Source organism: Paenibacillus agricola, assembly GCF_011440305.1.
Classification (GTDB): domain Bacteria; phylum Bacillota; class Bacilli; order Paenibacillales; family NBRC-103111; genus Paenibacillus_S; species Paenibacillus_S agricola.
Map to the genome: position 1 here is coordinate 777,068 of NZ_JAAOIW010000001.1, position 20,786 is coordinate 797,853.

A 20,786-nucleotide genomic window follows, 5' to 3' on the forward strand; every position below is an offset into this window, starting at 1 on the left:
TTGAAGTAGTATGTAGAAAGTATGGAGTTTATGTAAGGCTCATGTTTGTTACATCCTAGGGGGTCATAAGTTGAAAAGAAAACTCATTTTAATTTTAGTATTATTTGCGTCGCTGCCCTTGCTGATTTTTTCTGTATTTAGCCTTTATTCCAACAGTAAGGAGCTACAACAAAATGCCAATGACCTAAGCTTGGTAAACGCTAAAGCTGTACAGTATGAGGTTAACCAGCTAATGATCCAAAATTTCGATTTGATCAAGGTTTTGTCATTAAATAGCTCTTTTCAAGAGAGCCAACTAAGGCTGGATACTGCTAAGCTTAGTTTAACTAACTCCGTCAAAGTCCACCCAGAAGCCATCCTCACTTACGCAGATGTAACGGGACAGCAAAAGATCCGAAGCGACAGCCAGCCACTGACTAACGTCGCAGACCGCGACTATTTTACACAAGTTATGCAAACGGCTCAGCCTGCTGTTTCTAATATATTGGTAAGTAAAACTACCGGATCTAAAATTGTTATTCTTGCCGTGCCTGTGATGAATGAAGCCAATAAAGTAACAGGTGTAATCACCAACAATATCGATCTTGCTGTTCTTAGCAATGTATTGAGCAACTTCTCTAAAAAAGGAAACACTCCCTACATAGTAGAGCGAACCGGCAAAATCCTGGGTCATAGTGATCCTACTTTCTTGGACAAGGATGTCAGCCAAACTGAATTTGTAAAGCAAGGACTACAGGGCCAGAATGGAACCTCCGTTTATACCGACGATGCCGGAAAATGGATGGTTTCGTATATTTTTGATAAACAAACCGGCTGGCTTATCATTAATGAACAATCCTATGATGCTGTTATGGCGCAAAATAATAAAATCATAACGCAAAGTATAACCTTGCTCATTATTGTTCTGATCGTTGCCGCTGCCGCTGGCTATTATTTTTCTACTAGTATTACTAAACCGATCCTCCAATTAACTGCGTTAGCTAAATTGGCTGCTGGCGGAGATCTAACAAAGCAGGTAAACGTTAAAGATAAACACGAAATTGGCCAGCTAGCGGCAAGCTTTAACGAAATGATTCAAAACTTAAGGATTCTAATCCAGCAAGTCGGGACAAATTCCGAGAATTTAGCCGCGTCGGCTGAGCAATTAACTGCAAGCGCCACCCAAACAAGCCAAGCGACTGAGCAAGTTGCTTTTATAACCGAGGAAGTCGCCATGGGAACGGAGAAGCAGGTGAAGTCCTTGCAGGAAAGTGCCGAGTCAATCCAAGACATTTCCGAAGGTATTCAAATGATTGCTACCAACGCACAAAGTGTCTCCACAACGGCTTTACAGGCTTCAAATAAAACAGAGCAAGGTAATTTGGCCATCGGTACCGCGATCCAGCAGATGGAGTCCATGCATAGCAATGTCAACGGACTGGCCATAGTTATAAAAGAGCTTGGCGTCCGCTCCCAGGAAATCGGGCAAATTGTTGGAGCCATTACAAGCATTGCCTACCAGACCAATTTACTTGCCTTAAATGCGGCCATCGAAGCTGCACGTGCTGGAGAGCAAGGCAAGGGCTTCGCTGTTGTCGCAGGAGAAGTCAGAAAGCTCGCTGACCAATCCTCCAAATCGGCACAAAGCATTACGGATCTTATTGAGATTATTCAAGAAAAATCGGCTAATGCCGTTATATCGATGGATGCTGGAATCCGCGAGGTGGATGGCAGTTTAAAGGCCGTCCAAACTGCTGGAGATGCTTTTAATGAAATTCAGCATTCCATCAAGCAAGTTACCACCCAGATTGAAGAGGTATCGATCTCATCCCAACAAATGTCAGTAAACGCCGGGCGGGTTGTAAAAGCCTTTGAAACGATTATGCAGGTTTCGGATATGACGGCATCTGGCACACAAAATGTATCGGCCGCTACTGAGGAACAGCTGGCCACAATGGAGGAGATCACCTCCTCGGCGACTCTGCTATCAAGTATGGCGGATGAGCTCCAATCGGTGATTAGCAATTTTAAGGTTTAGAACAAAGTCCACTATCAACGACGCCACTGCTCGTTGCGCAAAAAGGGGTAACCTTACGGTTACCCCAAACTCTAAAAAGCTATACAATTATTTTAGCTTCCAATAAAGCCAGCCGCTTTACGGTGAGCTCAAAGGGGCAAGAAATGCTTTAACTGACGATTCCCTCTTTTTTACCAAGCGTAAGCTTCCGGTGCTGGCTTGCCTGGACCTGGAAAGATCTCGTTTAATTTGGCTAACGTATCGGCATCCAATTTAATTTCGACAGCTCGCAGCGTATCCTCAAATTGCTTTAAGGTTCTTGGTCCGATAATCGGCGCTGTCATCGCTGGGTGGGACAAGACCCACGCCAATGCGACATTGGCTTCGCCTTCTCCAAGCTCCTTGCACAGGGAGGAGAACTGCTCCAGCTGTGGACGGTGTTTTTCAATCGCTTGCGCCTGCTTGCCTGTCCTTGAATTGGCATCTGCATTTAATGCGTTGCCTCCAAGCAAACCGCCTGCCAAAGGGCTCCAGGCAATAACGCCAATACCGTGGTATTCGGCTGCCGGCAGCACCTCCAGCTCAGGCTCGCGGCAGAACAGGCTATATTTGTGCTGCTCCGTAACAAGCCCAAGAAAATGGCGTTCCTTCGCTTTCGCTTGTGCCAAGGTTAAGTGCCAGCCCGCAAAGTTGCTAGAGCCGATATAATCGACAGTACCTTGCTGAACCAAAGCTTGAAAGGCATCCCATAGCTCGTCCCATGTAGCATTGCGTTCAATATGGTGCATTTGATAGAGCTCGATATGATCCGTTTGTAAACGCTTTAGTGAAGCCTCCAGATGGCGGCGAATTTTATAAAGGGATAACCCACGACCATGGTTGGGTCCATCATTAGCCTCTTCCATACCACCATATACCTTGGTTGCCAGCACAACCTTCTCCCGACGGTTGCCACCTTGGGCAAACCAGCGTCCAATAATTTCCTCTGTCCAGCCGCGATGCGCTTCGCCACCATATACGTTAGCTGTATCAAAAAAGTTAACGCCTGCATCCAAAGCTGCGTCCATAATGCGGAACGCTTCCTTTTCCTCAGTTGCAGGGCCAAAATTCATCGTACCCAAACAAAGACGGCTTACCTGCAATCCGGTTCTTCCTAAGAATGTATATTCCATCATTACTCAGCTCCTCTACCTATTTGAGTTACTCATTAAGCATAACCAATATCCACTAATAATGAAAGAACTGACCTTTTTTTCATCTAATAACCTTTTCTGCTATAGCTTACCTAGAGTTAAGTAGCAGCGTTCAGGTAAATAATCTATATAAGCTTAAAAAAGTTAGGAGGCTCCTGATATGCCAGATGAATTGGAAATTATTTTGCGTACGTTATTGTCCGTTGTTGCCTTGTTTTTCTTAACCAAGCTGTTAGGGAAAAGGCAGGTATCCCAGTTATCTTTATTTGAGTACATTACTGGTATTACGATTGGCAGTCTAGCCGCTTACGTTTCCTTGGAGCTGGATGCCATGTGGCATTTAGGCTTGATATCCATTGTGGTATGGGTTGCATTTTCATTAGGCATTGAATGGTTACAGCTAAAAAGCAAAACGATGCGAGACTTTGTTGACGGCAAAGCCACGATACTCATTAAAGACGGCAAGGTCATGGATGATAATTTAAAAAAGGAAAGAATTACGACCGACGAACTGATGGAGCAATTACGAGCTAAACAGGCATTTAGCGTAGCCGATGTTGAATTTGCGCTTATTGAGCCTAGCGGTGAAATTAATGTGTTATTAACCCGGGAAAATCAACCGCTGACGCCCAAGCATCTTGGTATTAAAGTTGCTCCCGAGCAGGAGCCCCAAGCCGTCATTATGGATGGAAAAATATTGAATGAGCCCTTGGCAACCATCGGATTAAGCAGACAATGGTTAAATACCGAGCTGGAAAAATTAGGGATACCGGTTGAAAATGTTTTTCTCGGCCAAGTCGATTCCTATGGAAAGCTGTATGTCGATTTGTTTGATGATAAGCTGATCGTAGCACTGCCGCAAGAAAGGCAGCTTTTATTCGCAACGTTAAAAAAATGTCAAGCCGACCTAACGCTGTTCGGGCTTACTACAGAAAATCAAAAAGCGAAGACCATGTACGAAAAAACATCAAACCAAATGGAGCAATTGATCAAAGATATGAAACCAATTTTATGCAGATAGAAATCAGATAGCAATAAATGGATAATCACGCATATAATCAGACATGCCTTATTTGTTGGGAGCTGTTTGATGTGCTGACCTTACCCAAATTCACTGCTATTGTAGTGGGGAGTATCCTTATTGCTATCGGTATTAATTTTTTTCTGGTTCCGCATAGAGTGCTCGATGGTGGCGTCATTGGCATTTCGTTAATTATTAATTATTTATTTGATGCGAAAATCGGGCTTGTCATTATCGCCTGCAGCATCCCCATATTTATCGTAGCTTGGTTCCATAATCGCCCCATCTTTTACGACAGCCTGGCGGGTATGATTATATCATCCCTGATCATCGATTTTTTAGCACCATTCCAATACTATTTTCTATATTATGTGGAGCTGACCTCCATATCCAGTGCTATTATTGGCGGCATGATCGCCGGAACTGGATTTGGAGTCATGCTAAGATATGAAACAAGTACGGGTGGGATTGATCTATTGGCACAATTTCTTTCCAAATATATTTCCGTTAATGTGGGAATTATTTTGTTCGTGATGGATGCACTCATTATTGGAGTTGGTGTCTTATTGCTCTCCGGCGATACATTAATGCTATCCGTGCTGACCATTATTGCGGGAGGTGTCGCGACCGGCCTTTGTAACCTCAAAAAAGTTTAATGAACTTCCGCCATTTGTGGCAGATAGCCCAATTCGTCAAATTGCAGATATTCAGGCTCGCTAATGATCTCAATATTAGCCTGCTGCATAATTTCAGGGACTAGTATCTCCGAAACATACGCATACTTTAGATGTAATGTGTTAGGGATACGCACGATTCGCGCTTTAGCTGCCTCTACTCCCCAGGTGCAGCGCAAGGCTACTTGCAATGCTTCCCGGTCATTATCAATAACTAGCGGAATCATGCCGCGCATAATAAAAGAGCTGGTAATCACGTTTTCATTCATCGTTTTGAGATCGATTTTATCGAACAGTCGGCGTGTTGTAAGATCAGCTAGCCCTATGCCTAAAGCATTGCCATGTGAAGGCTCACTTAAATCACTGGCAATGATATATTTGATGATGGGGCTCGTTAATTCAGCCTCTCCCAATATCCGCATGCGCCCAATAATATTGGTATCAAAGCCGGTGCCACTATAATTTTTGCCGATTTCATCCACAAACAATACATCAATCTCATCAACAGGCAGCTTGGGCATAAGGCTTTTTGATATTTTTAATAGCTCACGTTCACGTTCTGCAATCCGTTTGGGCTCAATCGCTTCGATAATTGCCGTTTGGTCAAATGCATTTTCCACGATGCCTAATCCGAATAGCACATTTAGTTTATCCAATGTGACTTGAGCAACATCCGGCATTTTATCACGAATTCCATGAATGCCGTAAGAATGCAGCAGCAATGCCTGCTTATGCTTGCCAATGCCGATTGCTGCCATTTTCATTAAGCCGCTCTCAATCCATTGCGAGGATTTGAAATCGGTATGGACCTTAATCCTTGCAACTACAATGACTCCATCACTGGCCAATACGTTGTTATCCGCATAAACGGCAAGACCTTCGGCGGTTTCACCGATCTGGGTAACCTCCATTGAGGATAAGATCGGCGCTCCACAGTATTCCTCAGTAACTCCCAAGCTATGCAGCACCTCAACCTGCCCTTCGGCGGTCGCTCCTCCATGGCTGCCCATTGTCGGAATAATGCGCGGCTCTGCTCCAAGCTTTCTCAATTCTCTAACCAAATTTTTAATAATCAAAGCAATATTGTTAATTCCCCGGCTGCCTGCCGTAATCGCTACGGTCATGCCCGGCTTGACCTGGTCAGCTAACCGAATGGCTTCCATCTGCTGGCTGATTTCAGCTTCGATATCATCGATCCTCGGACCCTCGAAATGCTGCTTCACCTTAACGAACCTAGGTAGTTGCATGGGTGGTTTCCTCCTAATAGTTTTCGTAGAAAACTTACTTCGTAAACGATTATCGTTGTGGTGCCAATTCAATGCCCTGACGAATAGCCTCCAATAGACTATTCTCATCAGCTATCCCTGTTCCAGCAATATCAAAAGCGGTACCATGATCTACACTTGTTCTTATAATAGGAAGGCCTACCGTGATATTGACGCCGGCATCCAGCCCAAGCACTTTAATCGGGCCATGCCCTTGGTCGTGGTACATCGCTACCACAATATCATAATCACCACGTACCGCGAGGAAAAAAAGTGTGTCGGCAGGCAGCGGCCCAACAACATCAATGCCTTCCGACTTCGCGCGTTCGACAGCAGGGACGATAACTGCGTCCTCCTCCCCGTAGCCGAATAGCCCATTCTCGCCAGCGTGGGGATTAATACCACACACACAAATTCGCGGCTGTGGATTGCCTGCCTTGAGCAAGGTTTCATGCGCCATCTTAATAACGGAATAAACACGCTCAGCGGTTATCGATTTCACGGCATCTATCAACCCCAGATGAGTGGTCACATGAATAACCTTAAGCTTGGGCGAGCTTAGCATCATCGCGTAATCATCCGTTCCTGTTAGCGTAGCAAGAATTTCGGTATGGCCCGGATAATGATGGCCTCCCTTTTGCAGCGCCTCTTTGTTCAGTGGAGCCGTACATATCGCATCGATCAGGTCTTGCTTCGCAAGCTCAATCGATTTCTCCAAAAAGCGGAAGGCTGCGTTACCTGCTTCAGCGGAAACTTTTCCGTAAGCCAAGCTTTCCGGTAACAGATCCAAATCGAGGCAATTCACAACACCAGCTTCATCAAGCAGTTGGTCTGGCGCCGATATGGTATGAACACGCAGGCCGGTCTTGAGAAATTGCTCCGCTCTCGTTAAAAATTTGGCATCGCCGATCACTACCGCTTTACAAGTCTCATAGACAATAGGGTCTTTTAAGGCTTTCATAATAATTTCCGGTCCGACGCCTGCCGCGTCACCCATTGTAATGCCGATTATCGGTCTGTTCATAGTTGGCTCCTTTTAAGTTTGATCGCTTGTGCTGCATGCAGCAGCGAATTGGGATTACCAAAAGCGCCTGCTTTGGTGACTAGCGGAACGCTCAAGCTTCCTTCCGCAACACAAAGCGGCAAGCCCTCTTCCACTTCCCCGATAATTCTGAGGCGGGCAATATTCAAATGCGTGCAGGTCGAGTAGGCGATATCTCCACCCGTTAAAACGGCACCTGCAAGCGCTTCGTTTGTGATGATGGCAGCCGCTAATCGGCCGATTCCATCTGCAATTTGATCGCCGCCCTGCATCACGCTTAAGCCCGCTTTCTGCAAATATTCGGCGACTTGCGACTTCGCAGCTTGCGAGATGTCCGTCGTAAGAACAAGATCCTCGCCCGAAGCAATCATTTGCCTCGCTTCTTGCGTAAGCTCTGCCATTTCCTCAGCGCTTGTTCCGAGCAAAAGGAGCGGGTCAATAACAAGCGTGCGAAAGCCGTGCTGCTTCAGCGTCTCTACCTGTAGCCGCGTAGTCTGGCTAACGCTCCCAGCCGCGACTAGTACAGGAGCGGCGGCTTGCTCGCTCTTCGCGGGAGCGGGCTGACCCAGCGGTGCCGACCGATCGGACTGCGGCGCGGCTTGGACCGGCACCGGCCGTTGGCTGGGCGGTGTAGGTAGAAAGCCGAGCAGTGGATAGCGATTAGCAAGCGCTTCCGCCAGTCCGGCAGAACCAACCCACAGCACTCGCATCTGCGTTTGTGCTTGTGAGAACAGCGCGGCGATGATCGCCAAATCGCCATCGGTTGCGCTATCGGCAACAACTATGCGTTTGCCTTGCTGGAGGAGCAGGTTGAGCTGCTCCTCCAGCTTGCCGCTGCGAACTGCGCGGATCCCCACCTCGCCAACGGGCAGCGAGGTTTGTTCATGAATTAACGCAGAAATTTGCGAATTCGTGACGGGAAACTTCGGATCGCGTGAAATTTCACTATCCTCCAGCAATTGATCGTGTAGCAGCTGGTAGCCGCCCACGGTCCATCTTGCCTTCTGTGGGTAAGCAGGAGCTACCACCGCCAAATCGAATTTCCCGGAGTCGAGCATAGCCTCGATCTCTTTGCCGATATTTCCGCGAAGGGTAGAATCGATTTTTTTCATAATCACTTGAAATTTACTGAATTCAATCGTTGACAGCAGCTGGGTCCATTTAGAATATGCCTCGTCAGGTAAAAGCGAACGGCTTTCGACATTAATGACAACAGCAATTCCTGACACATCTGGATCAATCGTCTGCTTATCATCGATGCAAACAACTGTGGGAATCCCGCGTTTGGCAAACTGTACACCGGAATCGTTCGCCCCGGTTAAATCGTCAGAAAGAATGATGATATTATCCACTTTGTGTCCACCTTACTTACTAATTTATATGTATTTTATCAAATTCACGTTTCAATAATCAACATCAATACTGATTGATTATGTTTCATAATGAAACACTTTTCTCAAATGTGTCATCAGTTTTTCATCGCCCTTCTTGATTTAGCCGCCTCCACAGCGTAGTTCGGTTCATCCCCAGCCTTTTTGCTGTTGTTGACTGGTTGAAGCCCTCCTGCTCAAGCACATACCGAATAATATCATCCTCAATTTCTTCAAGTGTTCTTGAAGCACCGACAAGCTGCTCCATACTACGGATAGCTGGTTCATCGGTCAATAGCAACAAGCCATCCAATATCGGGCTTACCTGCTGAATCGTTATAAATGAGCCCTCGCATGCTTCAACAACCCGTTTAAGCACCTGCTGCAGCTCACTAAAGTTACCCGGCCATGGATAAGTACGCAGCTTGCTCAGCGCATCCGGCTTGATGCCGAGCACCTGTTTGCCTAATGTACGGTTCATTTCTGCCAAATACCAGAAGATGAAATGATCCAGATCATCGACAAGCTGGCGAAGTGGCGGTAGCTGGATCGTGTAAATTTGCAGCATGACTAACAGCTGCAGGTCGAATTCTCCTTGCTTTACCTGCAGCTGTAAATCAGCCGGTGTAGAAGCGATAAAGCGAAATGCTGGCTTGGCTTCATTTTCAAGCGCAGCATGGTTAGCTTGTAGCGCAGCAGCAAGCTTGCGTTGAACAGGGAGGAGCAGCAGCTCGACCTGGTGGATGTGCAGCGTTCCCGAAGCAGCACGCTGCAGCAGCCCCTCAGCTTCTTGCCCCGGATCGCCAAACAGCAGGTGCTCCTGCCGCTCGGACGCAAGAGCACCTGCATGGAAACTTACATATGGCCCTTCCTGATAAGGGCTTTCATTATGGATCGCTTCCGCCAGCGTTCTTTTCCCTGTGCCCGTCTCGCCGGTAATCAGGATCGGCTCCAACCGTTTACTCCAGCGCTTCGCCTTGTCCATATAAGTTTCATTGATATAATCGGTCTGCACAAACTGCTGAAATTGCCCCTGAGGCAATGAAAGCCGGTTCTCTTTTATTCTCCTATGCTGCCTGTCCAGCTTCTCAATCGTTGGCCCGTCATACAGCTCATATAGGGCAGCGAGTCCGCTTTGATTTTTTAAATGATGCACTAACTGCACCCGAAGCTCGCCCGCTGTATTGGCGCTTAGCCCTGTCCATGCCAAGCCCATAGCGGCCTCTGCCGTAATACCTAGCTGTGTAGCTGCATAGAAGTTGCAAAAGCTAACCAGTCCGTTCGTATCAACACCTATGACTCCGTGCTGCAGTGAATTAAGCATCGATTTCATTAATGCCGTACTCCCATTATCCATCCTGCTCTGCTTCGCTATCCGCTCCGCTTGCGCTAACGCCTCCAATAATGCCTCACGGCCTGAGGTAATAAGTACGGCCCGCACCCCGGCTTTTTCAGCCATCGACACGGTTACCACATCGCCAATAACCAAATCAATACCAAGCGATTTGGCCTTATCCACTGCGTTTTCGGCTTCCTTCTCTTGATGAATAATGAAGGTTGTCACCTGAATATCCAGCAATTCAGCGATCGTATCAACGCCAGCGACAATATTAGGAAATCCAATGATTCCAATCTTCCCTCGATACCCCTTCACAAAGGTCAATGAACGCAATATATCGTAACCGTTGACTGTAATTTCAACCACCGGAAGCCGCACATGCTCACGGATGAGCTGGGCGGTTCCACCCCGGCTTATAATAACATCATAACCATTCTGCTCCGCCGCTTGGGCTACATCTAAGCCTAGCCTCAAGTCGCCAACCTCTGCATAAACCTCATAGGCATCAGCACGCGGCAAATCCTCAAGTAGATCTTTCATTCCCCGATAAGGGGCAATCAGTAAAAATTTCAACATGATAGTTCCTCCACGATTCAAAAAGCGACACTTAAAATAAACCTTTAAGAAAAACGCCACTTAATGTTGCAAATTTCATCACATTGATTATACCGCATTTACAGAAAAAAACCGACCCTCTTGTTAAGAGCAAGGTCGGAAATGCCTATAAAGATTCAAGACCAGACCCAATTGAAGCTCAAGCCCTCTCTACCTCTGGCTTTTTCATCAAATGGCGTTTATATAGATGCCCACATATTCTTCGATTTTTGGGATCTGGATAAACAGCTTGATGCCTCCATCTGGTGTAGGCTCGGTACGAAGCAATTGAATGCCGGGTTCGCCATGCAATACTTTGAATTCAGATGTCGCTTGTGCAGGCAGCTGGATTTCCAGCTCCAAATCTGTAATGGCGATCGTCTGAAGCACAGGGCGGCGGGGCGCCGCCGTCGTATTAACGGCATGAAGCACATAGCCGCCTTGAGCCGCACCGCTTTTGTTAAGGCTGAAATGTACGCTGAGCGGCGCATTCGAGCGGATCAAATATTGCCCATCCAGCATATAGTTAAACGCATTTTTCAATAGCTCACTGAAATCATTATGGCCATGCAGCCAGACGTTGCGGTCAACGCCATAAGGGAAAAAGACGGATTCACCTTCGCCAAATGCATGTAATACCATCGTCGGATAATCGGTTTCATAGCTTCTAAGCCATGAACGCTCCGGCGGCTGCGGGAAAATTTGTGGAACGTAGGTAACGATTGACTGCGCCGCATCGGAGTTCGTGCGAACTAAATACTGGTCGCTCCAGCTTGCAAGCAGCTCCGTATCCTCAAAGCCCTGAGTTAATGGATGGCCATGTTCTTTGACATATTGGTAGCCAAATAAGGAATTGTCCTTCACACTGCCTGTAAAGCTGCACCCGAACACATCACTCAATGCAAAATCTGGACGGTGCGTGCCATCTGGCTTGCAAAAGGAAGTAAGGTTGGTCGCGATCAGCTTGCCGCCTGTGCTAACGTAGGTACGAATAATTTCGATCTCTGGATCGGATAAGCATGCCGCATTGGCCAACACAAGCACTTTGGCTGCGCGAAGGGTTTCTAGGCTGAGCTTATCGTCCGTTAACAAACGGTATTGAATATGCTGGTCGTTCAACACCTGCTCTAGACCCATCAAATGCGTCAGGTATGCATCCTTGCTCCGATTGGGATTGCCAAGGACTGCATTCGTTGCACGTGAATACAGAACATTCACTTCTGCAACGGTCGTTTGCTCGGTCAGCACTTCTTCATTTTGCTCCATATAGCCATATATATCGGAGCTTAGCTGCGCATTTCTGCGATCATAGGTTGCTCCTGGATGCTGGCCGTTGAAGATGCAGTTCCAGAATGAACCGCCTGCGCTAATCGCTTCCCACATCCATAGCCTTGTTTCCTGCTTGGCAGAGGAAATGTAACGAAGGTCATTATTTGTGCCCAGGTGGCCGAACAGCATGACCGGCGTTTTATCCGGCGATAAGCTTTTGAGAAACTTGATTAACGTTGACGGCCCGTTCATTGGCTCGTGGTTAGCGGTGAATAAAGGGGTAACCAGGAAATCAAAGTGGTCCTTGATCGCGTATAAATCATGGCCATCCGACTTGAAACGGTCGTGGTACAAGCCGAAGATTTCAGCCGCATACGCCTTCTCGTCGCCATATTTCTTTACCACCGCACGGCAATCGCGAAGATGCTCCATGACGCAAGCAGCCTTCCAGTCGCGGTATTCGTCATATTGGCTATCCGTAAATTGGCCGCCACGCGGCAATTCATGGCCAGTCTCCTTGCGAAAACGGTCGGAGCAGCTTTTGCAATAGCAAATACCGCCTTGGCTATACGAGTTTTCCCAAATGCCGTCGATGTCGTATTTTTCGAACAGCACATCGATAAAGCGGTAAGCATGCTCGTTGCGGTAGGTGCTTTGGTAGCAGGGCTGGAAAATCGCTGAATGGAGCGGATTATCCCGAACCTTGGGCTCACCCAGCTCATTTACAGCGAACCAATCCGGGCGCAGCTCGTAGATTTTTTTGTCAACACCACGGAAATCGACACGGACAACAACCTTAATTCCTTTTTTATGTGCTGCTTCTACGAGGTCTTTAAGCAGGTCTTCCTTGGTCATAAATGGGTTGGGGTTGGCTGTTACCAGATTATGCTTGAAAAAATCGACAATCCCGCCACCATTAATAATGATGCAATTGGAATGGATTTGTTCCATATATTCAACGACTGAATGGGCGTCGTAATCAACAACATCCGGCTCGCGAAGCACCGTTTGCAAGATTCTAAGCTGTTTCTCATACCACTGTTTATTAATTATCATGCTGTTATTCCTCCTGCTACATTAGTTTTGTACTATAAGGGCTGTACGGCTAGCCATCCCAGCTTGCTAAACATACCTCTCGTGGAGATCATCTAAACGGATACGCCCTGCTTGATCGCTACAAAGCGCAAGATTTTTGGATACAATGTCTTTATCCCTCATGCCCATCAACGCCACATCCACATACGGATTGGAAAGCACAAACTGGATCAGTGCAGGCGTGTAATCGAATGTATTAGCTGGATTGACCATTTGAATCCAGCGCTGGAACGTTCCTGAGGTGGGGGTCCGCATCGTTACGATACCCATTCCCGCCTTTTCTGCCTCCAGCAGGCTGCCAAAGGGACGGCTCGGCTCATAGGGATGCTGAAATATAAAGTTATAGCAAATTTGCATCATATCAAACATGCCACTGCGAATAAAACGGAACACGGAATCATTATTATCCTCACTGCTAAAGCCAATATATTGCACCAGCCCCTCCTCTTTCAAACGAGCCATTTCCTCCGCCATTCCGCCAGCTTGCAGAATATCGTCAGCTTGCTCGCTTGTATAGGAATCACCATGGATTTGCAGCAGCTGGATTTGCTCTCTACGCAGCCGTTTCAGGCTTAGCTCAACCTGTTTCCTCAGCTCACCACGATTTTTGTAGTTCACTTTGGTTGCGATAAACAGCGGATAGGAGCCGCTTTCCACAACACCTTCCAAGGCGGCGCCTAAAATCTGCTCACTTTCCCCATTCCCATAGCCTGGCGCTGTATCATAATAATTAATGCCCCCCTGGAGAGCCGCTTCAATCGATTCAAAAATATGTTTGCGATCATCACTATCGGTTGGATCATAAGCATGCAAATAATTTTTCAACCCTGCTGCCGCTCCTCCATAACCAATTCTGCTGACTATGGCTCCTGTTTTACCTAATGTCGTATATTCCATTTCCCCATGCTCCCTCCTATTTCCCCATGTCCGGAATCCATCTGCTCTATCCAAGGCTTAAGTATATATTCCAACATACTTCGACCCTCTGCAAAATAGCTAGATTGTATATATCCCTCAAGAATGCGCCCATATAGCTCAACGGGAATTTCCAGACCTTTTGGGAAAAATGGAACCGTACGATTACGTTCAAACTGCTGTTCGACCCATTCAGGCAAAACCTGCTCCGTGCTTTGGGGTGCGGCTCCATCGAAGAACTGCTCGCTGGCATTGGCACCTGCAATTTGGCTCCACTCTCGGTCATCGCAGACCCCCAGCAATTCGCGGAACATGGCTACAGCAGCGTCCGCATTTTCATTACGCCAAAATAACACCGGGTATTCGCTGCCCCACATTAAACGATCGCTGCCGCATAGCTCTATCACGTACTCCATCCATGCTTTGTAAGCCGTGTGGGGATATAGCGATCCCACCATACCCAAATTCCGTACCAAAATGCCATAAAATCGCTCATGCCTCATGAGCTGCTCTATGCTTCCTCCCGCCCGCTCGGGATCGTTACGTGAGAAGTCTGCGTACATAAAATGCGGAGCCGCCAGCCTGGCATCCGGATATTGCGCCAGCCAGTCCAAATATTGCTTCGCCAGCTGCTGGCTGAGGCAGGAGCCGATTCCGTAGGCCCAGCGCCCGCGCTTCCCGATCAGGTCAAGGATTTCCGGCATATCGTTCGCTTCACGGGGTTCAAGTCGAATGCCGATCGCTCCGGCATCCAGCTGCAGCTTCACAGCTTCAACCCGCTGCTCCTTGGTTTCCCCGAATGGGATGCCCACACAACGCACACGATCCGGGAAGCTGCTGGCTGCCTCCATAATTATGGAGAAGTCCGGTACCCTCGGACCGAGCACGGCAACAGCTTGTTCAATCTGATGTTTATCCATATAACGTAGCAGCTGGTCGAGCGAGCCGAAACGCGGAAGCCCGAAATGGGCGTATGCGTCTGTAATTTTCGTTGGCATGTAATCAACACCTCCGTTATTTCATGTTAACCTACACTTTTTACTCCTTTTTATCCATACTTTTCTATTTAAGTTTACCCTTTAACCGCACCCAACGTCATCCCACTAATTAATCGATCTTTAATGACCAAGTAAAAAGCAATCATCGGTACGATAGCAAATACGATTGCTGCCGACATCATGCCATAATTGATCCCGTTCTCATCCTTCGTAAAGGCCAAGGTTACAGATAGTGTACGATAAGCCTTGTTTGTAAGCATGATTAAAGCCAGTAAATAGTCATTCCAGATCGCCACAAATGTTAAGATTAACACCGTTACAATCCCATTTTGGCTTAAAGGTACGGCAATCCGCGAAAATAAGGTCCAAGTCGTAGCTCCGTCGATAATCGCCGACTCATCAAGCTCATGCGGGATCGCCCGCATGAACATGACCATCAGGAACATCGCGATAGGCAGCTCACCCACCACATACATCAGCACAATTGAATATTTGTAGCCAAGCAGATGCAAATCATTAAACAACGTATACACCATTGGCAGAATCGTAATTCCGGGGACAAAAATCGCCGCCGAGAAAAACATATACAGGTAACCACTAGCCTTAAAGCGAAACCTGGCAATAGCGAACGAAGCCGGAAGCACGACCGCCAAGAGTAGTAATAAGCTTACTAATGTAATGCTGACAGAATTATAAAAAGCTTTCGGGATATTAGAAGCGGTTAGCACCTTCATATAGTTGCTGAAATCGAAGCTTTCGGGAATAAAGCGGATGCTGGTCAAAATTTGGTCCGTATCGCGAAATGAATTGCTTAGGATCCACACCAACGGTACAAGTGTCAACAGAGCATGGGCAATGAGCACTATGTACTTAGTTATTGTCATCAGTCTATCGGTTAAAGAGCGGCTGGTCTGCATGTTCTTAACCTTAGCAACTGCACCTTCCATCTCTGCACCTCCTCACCTGCGCGGATTAACGCCATCTTCATGACGGTCGCATTTTGATACCTATTTCAGTCCTTAATCGTCGTTAATTTGCGGAATACCAGGGTAACAATCAAGGAGAATAGGAAGATCGTAAAAGCAATTGCGGTTCCATATCCATACTTTAACCCGACGAAGATCGTATCGTACATGTAGGTGGCTGGTACTTGAGTTGATGTTCCCGGGCCTCCCTTCGTCATGATGAACACGTAATCGAAGTTTTTCACAGCACCCGTGATCGCAAGAATCATACAGATTTGCAGGATGGGCCATATTAGCGGGATCGTTATGCGTGTGAAGAGCACCCAAGCATTGGCTCCATCAATTGTCGCGGATTCGTAAATTTCCTCCGAAATATTTTGCATGCCTGCCAGCAATATTATGAAGAAATACCCGATTGTATGCCAGATTGGTGCAGCGATAACCGCATAAAAGGCCGTGTTTTTATCACCTAACCAGATCCGTGTCCAATCCCCCAGCCCCATTTGGCGCAGCACGGTATTCAATAAACCTGCGTCCAAATCATAAATTAGCGTAAACATTAACGCAATTGCAGCTGTAGAAATCACAACGGGCATGAAAAAGGCAGCCGAAAAAAACTTTGAGCCTTTGACCGGCCTACGCAGCATATTGGCTAATACTAGCCCTGAACCGACTTTTAGCAAAATAGCTAAGCCCGCCCATTGCAGTACCCTGCCGATTCCCGACAAAAACAGCTCATCCTGCATCAGCCATACATAATTTTGCATACCGACGAAAGTCGTTTTACCAAAGCCATTCCATTCAAACAAGCTATAATAGAAGGTTCTTGAGAACGGTATTATGAAAAAGGTAAAATAAAGCACAAGCGCGGGCAGCATATAATAAATAATCGCATTTCGATACCTGAGCTGTCCCATCGAGCAGCATTCCTCCTTATTTCGCTTTTACATTAAATATTTTATCCATTTCCACGACGAATTTCTCTGGCGTGCCTTCGCCTCCTAGGTAAGAGCTAATCAAGGGCTCGAACTTCGCTCTTTGGTCAGGACTCATATAGGATGGCAGCCATTTGTTGCCCGGTGCTGATTGTGCATTCTTGAGGCCATCTGTAGCTAAACGTCCGTATTTGGCCGGGTCAATGTTCATTTCTAATTGTGGGACGGTTTGTTGGGCAACCTCTGCATAAATTTTCGCTTGTTCGCGAGAAGCAAAACGTTTAAGCAGCTCTTCCAGGTATGGACGTTTATCCTTGTCAAGCCAGGCTTTGGAGCCCATATAAAACAGCTGGGTCAAATCCTTTTCGAAATTTTGCGTTTTTTGGGCACCGCCCGGAATAAGCGGGAATTTCAATGCAACCAGCTTTTCCTGAATTTCCGGCTTTATGCTATTAATCGCTGAGGAATTGTCGATAAATAAGGCCGCTTTGCCTGTATTAAGATACTTCGCTACAGCCACATCGTTGGCGATCGCAATGGCATCCTCAGGTACATTGCCAACAAGCAGCTCATGGACCATCTGCGCAGCCTTTAACGTTTCCGGTGTGCTGAATGGCTCCTTGCCCATAATCATGTCGCGCACTCGATCATTGCCCACCATATTACTGAACACATAGTCAAAGGTACGAACCCCTTGGCTATCTCCCTTAACACTGATCCCAAATGGCAGCACGCCTTTGGCCTTCAACGCTTTGACTGCCGATAGCCACTCATCCCAGGTTGCAGGAATTGGAACTCCGGCTTTATCAAATACTTCTTTATTGGCATAAATAGCTGTGTAAAACATCGTACCTGGGATACCATAGGTTTTGTTGTCCAAGGTTGCTGTTTTCCAAGCGCTTTCATCGAATAAATCTTTAAAGAATGGATCCGTCTTCACCCAATCCGTCAAATCAGCTACCTTGCCTGCTCTGGCAATCTCATCAAGCCCAAAGCCGGGATCCAGACGCCAGTAGTTGAAAAAATCAGGGATTCTGTCGCTGACCGCATCCAATTTGATTTTGGTAATATGGTCATTGCCCGGGGATTCCTCCACTTCGATCGTGACATTCGGATAATCCTTCTTGAATTGTTCTAGAAGATCTCTAACGATCTTCGTCATCGGGCTGGTTCCTACCCAGTTTGTGGCAAAACGTAAGGTAACTTTTTTGTTTTTATCAGGACCTGCTGGTGGTGTTGAGGCTGTTGAGGCATTATCGGCTGGGGAGCAACCGGCTGCAATTAATATAAACATAGTAATCAATAGGATATGGGCTACAGTTTTTTTCAATTTATAACCTCCATTATATGTAAATACGTATTTATCTTTGAGAAAAAAGGGTTAAGAGCGAATGGTACCGCCCTTAACCAACTTCATTGTTAACACCAATTATTTCTTTTTGACGCTGGTGTACCATTCATTAACTTCACCAGTAATCGTGGAGCCGCCAGAGGATTCCCATGTTTTCACGAAATTGTCGAACTCTGTGAGTGGTGCTTCACCATAAATAATTTTTGCGAAAATATCTTTTTCCTGCTGCTTCAGGTTATCCCATCTGGATTTCATCGTCTTGGTTGGAGGTGCTGTATATTTCTCACGATAAGAAATATCCTTCATCGACAGGTTAACCGTCGCCGCCTGTAATCTTACCTCATCGGCGATCAGGCTTGACCTGACTTCAAATTGATTCGTTGGGCCATTGCCTTTAGCCAAATTCACATAGGCTTCCATCTGTGAGGAAGGAATGCGTGCACCTTCCATCGTTAAGGTATACTTTTGCGGAATAACACGCCCGCCTGGAATTTTGGTCGTATCTGCCGTTGGTTTGCCATCAACAATTGCGTAATCATAGCCTTCAGCAAATTGGTATTTAAATTCGCTGTCTTTGCTTGGGAAGGCAAAATTCTCGAACAAATAGTTTTGATAAACGAAAAAGGCATCTGGATTTTTCATGTTTTTGTTAATCAATACAGCACCCGTGAAGTTCAAGTTACCTGTACGGCCTTGCTTGCCATCAGGTCCCTTCGGAACGGGATAGGCTTTAAACTTCGCTCCTGGAACGTTTTTCGCAAGATCGGCTAACGGGAATAAGGTCATCCAGTGCGGGCCTGCAATAATGCCGGCACGGCCTGAGGTGAACAGGGCAGCGGCTTTGGTTTCATCCTGAAGCGCAGCTTCTTTATGGATATAGCCTTTTTCAATATATTCCTTCAGCTTGCCGAGCGCCGGCTTTACTCCAGGCTGTACGGAGCCATAAGCTAAAGTGCCATCAGGCTTCTCCGTCCATATTTCTGCCATCGTGCCATGAGCACCAAACAACCAGCTCGCACTGCCTTGGCCTTGAATAAGTGAATCACGGAAAGCCATCGCGATCCCGTACGTATCTGCCTTGCCATTGCCATCAGGATCCTGGGTAACAAAGGCATCCATCACCTTTTCCAATTCATCCAGCGTTGTTGGTGCTTTCAGGTTCAGCTTTTGCAGCCAATCCTCGCGGAAATACATAACGGTATCATTGTTCCAGGAATATTCGGGGATCGGAATACCGTAGGCTCCATCCTTGCGCATGAACGGATACCACATGGTCGGATCTTCATTGACGGCCTTCTTGTAGGTTGGTGAGGCGTATTGCTCCCACATTTTCCCGACTTCCATAAACTTGCCGGAATCGATTAAATCATTTAATAACCCAACGTTTCCAAGCGCAACGATATCCGGCATTTCTTCATTCGCAGATAAAGCAAGACGAATTCTTGTCTCAAAGGCTTTATTCGCCTGTGGTGCTGTCCAGTTATATTTCAATTGAATCCCGAGACGATCCTTGGCCCATTTGGTATGGACATTGTTTTCCATCGTTTCACCGTTTTTGAAGGTTGTGCTTGAGCTGATTTGGGCAATCGTCGTAAGAGTAATTGGCGGATCATATTTACCGTCTTTAAACGGTGCCGTGTATTGGATGCCTGTTGTTGGTGCCGTAGCATCAGCCGTTGGAACCTTGGGTGCTACTACCGGATCTGTACTGCAAGCGGTTACCGTAAGTAACGCAGAGGTGAGCAGCAATGGAACGAATGCCTTCTTTAACGACAGGTGAGTCATGAAAATCCCCCATTCATATGTTTTCAACATGAGTATATCGGAAGGTATTGATGATAGATATATCAAATTATCTATATCCATATCATTCTATCCAGTATGCCTTCCTTGACAAAAGCAGCCTATTCCTTAACCGAGCCCATCACAATACCTTTTACAAAATACTTTTGCAGAAATGGGTAGACAAGCAAAATCGGAACAACGCCAATAAACATTTGCGAGGCTCTAACGGTTTGTTCACTCATTTGCTCCAGATCATCGGCACTCACATTCATACTACTTAAATCCCGCTGCACAATAATCGTCTGCAAAAAAGTGGCAAGTGGATAATTTTGTGCCTTCGTGATATAAATGAGGCCGTCAAACCACGAATTCCACTGGCCGACCATCGTGAACAGCGAAACCGTAGCAATTGCCGGCAATGCCAGCGGTAAATAAATACTAAATACGGTGCGGAAATGCCCCGCTCCATCCATATAGGCCGCCTCTTCCAAAGCCTTTGGAACGCTCGAGCGAAAAAAATTAAGCAGCAAAATCATATTAAATACATTGACCGCATGCGGCAAAATTAATGCCCATAACGTGTTCATCATACCCAGCTTTTGGATCAGGATATAGGTAGGGACTAAGCCCGCATGCATAAGCATCGTAAATACAAAGGTCCACATATAAAAGGTTCTACCCCGAAAATCGCGGTTATCCTTCGATAATGCATAAGCGGTAAGCGTAATAAGCGCCATGGAAACGGCAGTTCCCGCAACTGTACGCGTTACACCATTAACTAATGCCCGAAGGAAATTTTCATTTTCCAAGGTTTTGGTATAGGCATCAACGGTGAAGCCAATCGGCCAAACGCCTACTAAATTGGCACCCGCAGCAGCCGGGGAGCTAAAGGAAACAGCAAGAATGTGCACAAGGGGTAGCATACACAGCAAAGCAAGCAGCCCCATACATATATAATTGAATATGCTAAACAGTTTAT

16 protein-coding genes are annotated in these 20,786 nt (G+C 46.6%); 3 read left to right on the forward strand and 13 right to left on the reverse strand.

The annotated features are described in order from the left end of the window. Positions 1 to 70: 70 nt before the first annotated feature. The gene (locus G9U52_RS03740) at positions 71 to 2,017 is read left to right on the forward strand and encodes a methyl-accepting chemotaxis protein (protein WP_166146296.1); all 1,947 of its coding nucleotides are present in this window, start codon (positions 71 to 73) and stop codon (positions 2,015 to 2,017) included. Positions 2,018 to 2,187: 170 nt separating this feature from the next. Here G9U52_RS03740 and G9U52_RS03745 read toward each other — a convergent pair whose 3' ends face one another. Next, the gene (locus G9U52_RS03745; RefSeq protein WP_166146712.1) at positions 2,188 to 3,168 is read right to left on the reverse strand and encodes an aldo/keto reductase; all 981 of its coding nucleotides are present in this window, start codon (positions 3,166 to 3,168) and stop codon (positions 2,188 to 2,190) included. Positions 3,169 to 3,349: 181 nt separating this feature from the next. Here G9U52_RS03745 and G9U52_RS03750 point away from each other — a divergent pair, with 181 nt between their 5' ends. Then, positions 3,350 to 4,210 (forward strand): DUF421 domain-containing protein, encoded by an 861-nt coding sequence (locus G9U52_RS03750; RefSeq protein WP_166146299.1) that lies wholly within the window; start codon positions 3,350 to 3,352, stop codon positions 4,208 to 4,210. A gap of 71 nt (positions 4,211 to 4,281) precedes the next feature. Beyond that, positions 4,282 to 4,866, forward strand: coding sequence for a YitT family protein (locus G9U52_RS03755; protein ID WP_375790226.1), 585 nt, complete (start codon positions 4,282 to 4,284; stop codon positions 4,864 to 4,866). Here G9U52_RS03755 and G9U52_RS03760 read toward each other — a convergent pair. From G9U52_RS03760 to G9U52_RS03815, 12 genes are all read right to left on the reverse strand, one after another. Beyond that, positions 4,863 to 6,131, reverse strand: coding sequence for a nickel pincer cofactor-dependent isomerase, group 22 (locus G9U52_RS03760; RefSeq protein ID WP_166146305.1), 1,269 nt, complete (start codon positions 6,129 to 6,131; stop codon positions 4,863 to 4,865). The two genes, G9U52_RS03755 and G9U52_RS03760, sit on opposite strands and share 4 nt — an antisense overlap. A 49-nt stretch (positions 6,132 to 6,180) precedes the next feature. After that, the gene (pdxA, locus tag G9U52_RS03765; RefSeq protein ID WP_166146308.1) at positions 6,181 to 7,173 is read right to left on the reverse strand and encodes a 4-hydroxythreonine-4-phosphate dehydrogenase PdxA; all 993 of its coding nucleotides are present in this window, start codon (positions 7,171 to 7,173) and stop codon (positions 6,181 to 6,183) included. Beyond that, entirely contained in the window at positions 7,170 to 8,543 is a 1,374-nt protein-coding gene (locus tag G9U52_RS41275) for a four-carbon acid sugar kinase family protein (RefSeq protein ID WP_166146311.1), read from the reverse strand. The genes pdxA and G9U52_RS41275 overlap by 4 nt, the downstream gene beginning before the upstream one ends. A 124-nt stretch (positions 8,544 to 8,667) precedes the next feature. Then, on the reverse strand, positions 8,668 to 10,476 hold the full coding sequence (locus G9U52_RS03775; RefSeq protein WP_166146314.1) for a PrpR N-terminal domain-containing protein: 1,809 nt from the start codon (positions 10,474 to 10,476) through the stop codon (positions 8,668 to 8,670). Positions 10,477 to 10,683: 207 nt separating this feature from the next. Beyond that, positions 10,684 to 12,819, reverse strand: coding sequence for an alpha-amylase family protein (locus G9U52_RS03780; protein WP_166146317.1), 2,136 nt, complete (start codon positions 12,817 to 12,819; stop codon positions 10,684 to 10,686). Positions 12,820 to 12,885: 66 nt separating this feature from the next. Next, entirely contained in the window at positions 12,886 to 13,755 is an 870-nt protein-coding gene (locus G9U52_RS03785; RefSeq protein WP_166146320.1) for an aldo/keto reductase, read from the reverse strand. Continuing rightward, entirely contained in the window at positions 13,737 to 14,771 is a 1,035-nt protein-coding gene (locus tag G9U52_RS03790) for an amidohydrolase family protein (RefSeq protein WP_166146323.1), read from the reverse strand. Before G9U52_RS03790 ends, G9U52_RS03785 begins: the two co-directional genes overlap by 19 nt. A gap of 74 nt (positions 14,772 to 14,845) precedes the next feature. Continuing rightward, the gene (locus G9U52_RS03795; protein WP_166146326.1) at positions 14,846 to 15,718 is read right to left on the reverse strand and encodes a carbohydrate ABC transporter permease; all 873 of its coding nucleotides are present in this window, start codon (positions 15,716 to 15,718) and stop codon (positions 14,846 to 14,848) included. Between the two features lie 65 nt (positions 15,719 to 15,783). Continuing rightward, positions 15,784 to 16,653 carry a carbohydrate ABC transporter permease gene (locus tag G9U52_RS03800; protein ID WP_166146329.1) on the reverse strand — a complete coding sequence of 290 codons (870 nt, stop codon included), beginning with the start codon at positions 16,651 to 16,653 and terminating at the stop codon, positions 15,784 to 15,786. Positions 16,654 to 16,669: 16 nt separating this feature from the next. Next, positions 16,670 to 18,001, reverse strand: a complete 1,332-nt coding sequence (locus G9U52_RS03805; RefSeq protein WP_166146332.1) for an ABC transporter substrate-binding protein — start codon at positions 17,999 to 18,001, stop codon at positions 16,670 to 16,672. Between the two features lie 99 nt (positions 18,002 to 18,100). Next, positions 18,101 to 19,807 carry an extracellular solute-binding protein gene (locus G9U52_RS03810; RefSeq protein ID WP_166146334.1) on the reverse strand — a complete coding sequence of 569 codons (1,707 nt, stop codon included), beginning with the start codon at positions 19,805 to 19,807 and terminating at the stop codon, positions 18,101 to 18,103. Between the two features lie 119 nt (positions 19,808 to 19,926). Further along, positions 19,927 to 20,754, reverse strand: a complete 828-nt coding sequence (locus tag G9U52_RS03815) for a carbohydrate ABC transporter permease (protein ID WP_166146714.1) — start codon at positions 20,752 to 20,754, stop codon at positions 19,927 to 19,929. Positions 20,755 to 20,786 lie beyond the last annotated feature (32 nt).

Coding starts and splice junctions, on each gene's coding strand:
- G9U52_RS03750 (WP_166146299.1), top strand. CDS start 3,350: ATGCCAGATGAATTGGAAATTATTTTGCGTACGTTATTGTCCGTTGTT.
- G9U52_RS03810 (WP_166146334.1), bottom strand. CDS start 19,807: ATGACTCACCTGTCGTTAAAGAAGGCATTCGTTCCATTGCTGCTCACC.
- G9U52_RS03745 (WP_166146712.1), bottom strand. CDS start 3,168: ATGGAATATACATTCTTAGGAAGAACCGGATTGCAGGTAAGCCGTCTT.
- G9U52_RS03815 (WP_166146714.1), bottom strand. CDS start 20,754: ATGGGGCTGCTTGCTTTGCTGTGTATGCTACCCCTTGTGCACATTCTT.
- pdxA (WP_166146308.1), bottom strand. CDS start 7,173: ATGAACAGACCGATAATCGGCATTACAATGGGTGACGCGGCAGGCGTC.
- G9U52_RS03795 (WP_166146326.1), bottom strand. CDS start 15,718: ATGGAAGGTGCAGTTGCTAAGGTTAAGAACATGCAGACCAGCCGCTCT.
- G9U52_RS03800 (WP_166146329.1), bottom strand. CDS start 16,653: ATGGGACAGCTCAGGTATCGAAATGCGATTATTTATTATATGCTGCCC.
- G9U52_RS03760 (WP_166146305.1), bottom strand. CDS start 6,131: ATGCAACTACCTAGGTTCGTTAAGGTGAAGCAGCATTTCGAGGGTCCG.
- G9U52_RS03785 (WP_166146320.1), bottom strand. CDS start 13,755: ATGGAATATACGACATTAGGTAAAACAGGAGCCATAGTCAGCAGAATT.
- G9U52_RS03790 (WP_166146323.1), bottom strand. CDS start 14,771: ATGCCAACGAAAATTACAGACGCATACGCCCATTTCGGGCTTCCGCGT.
- G9U52_RS03775 (WP_166146314.1), bottom strand. CDS start 10,476: ATGTTGAAATTTTTACTGATTGCCCCTTATCGGGGAATGAAAGATCTA.
- G9U52_RS03780 (WP_166146317.1), bottom strand. CDS start 12,819: ATGATAATTAATAAACAGTGGTATGAGAAACAGCTTAGAATCTTGCAA.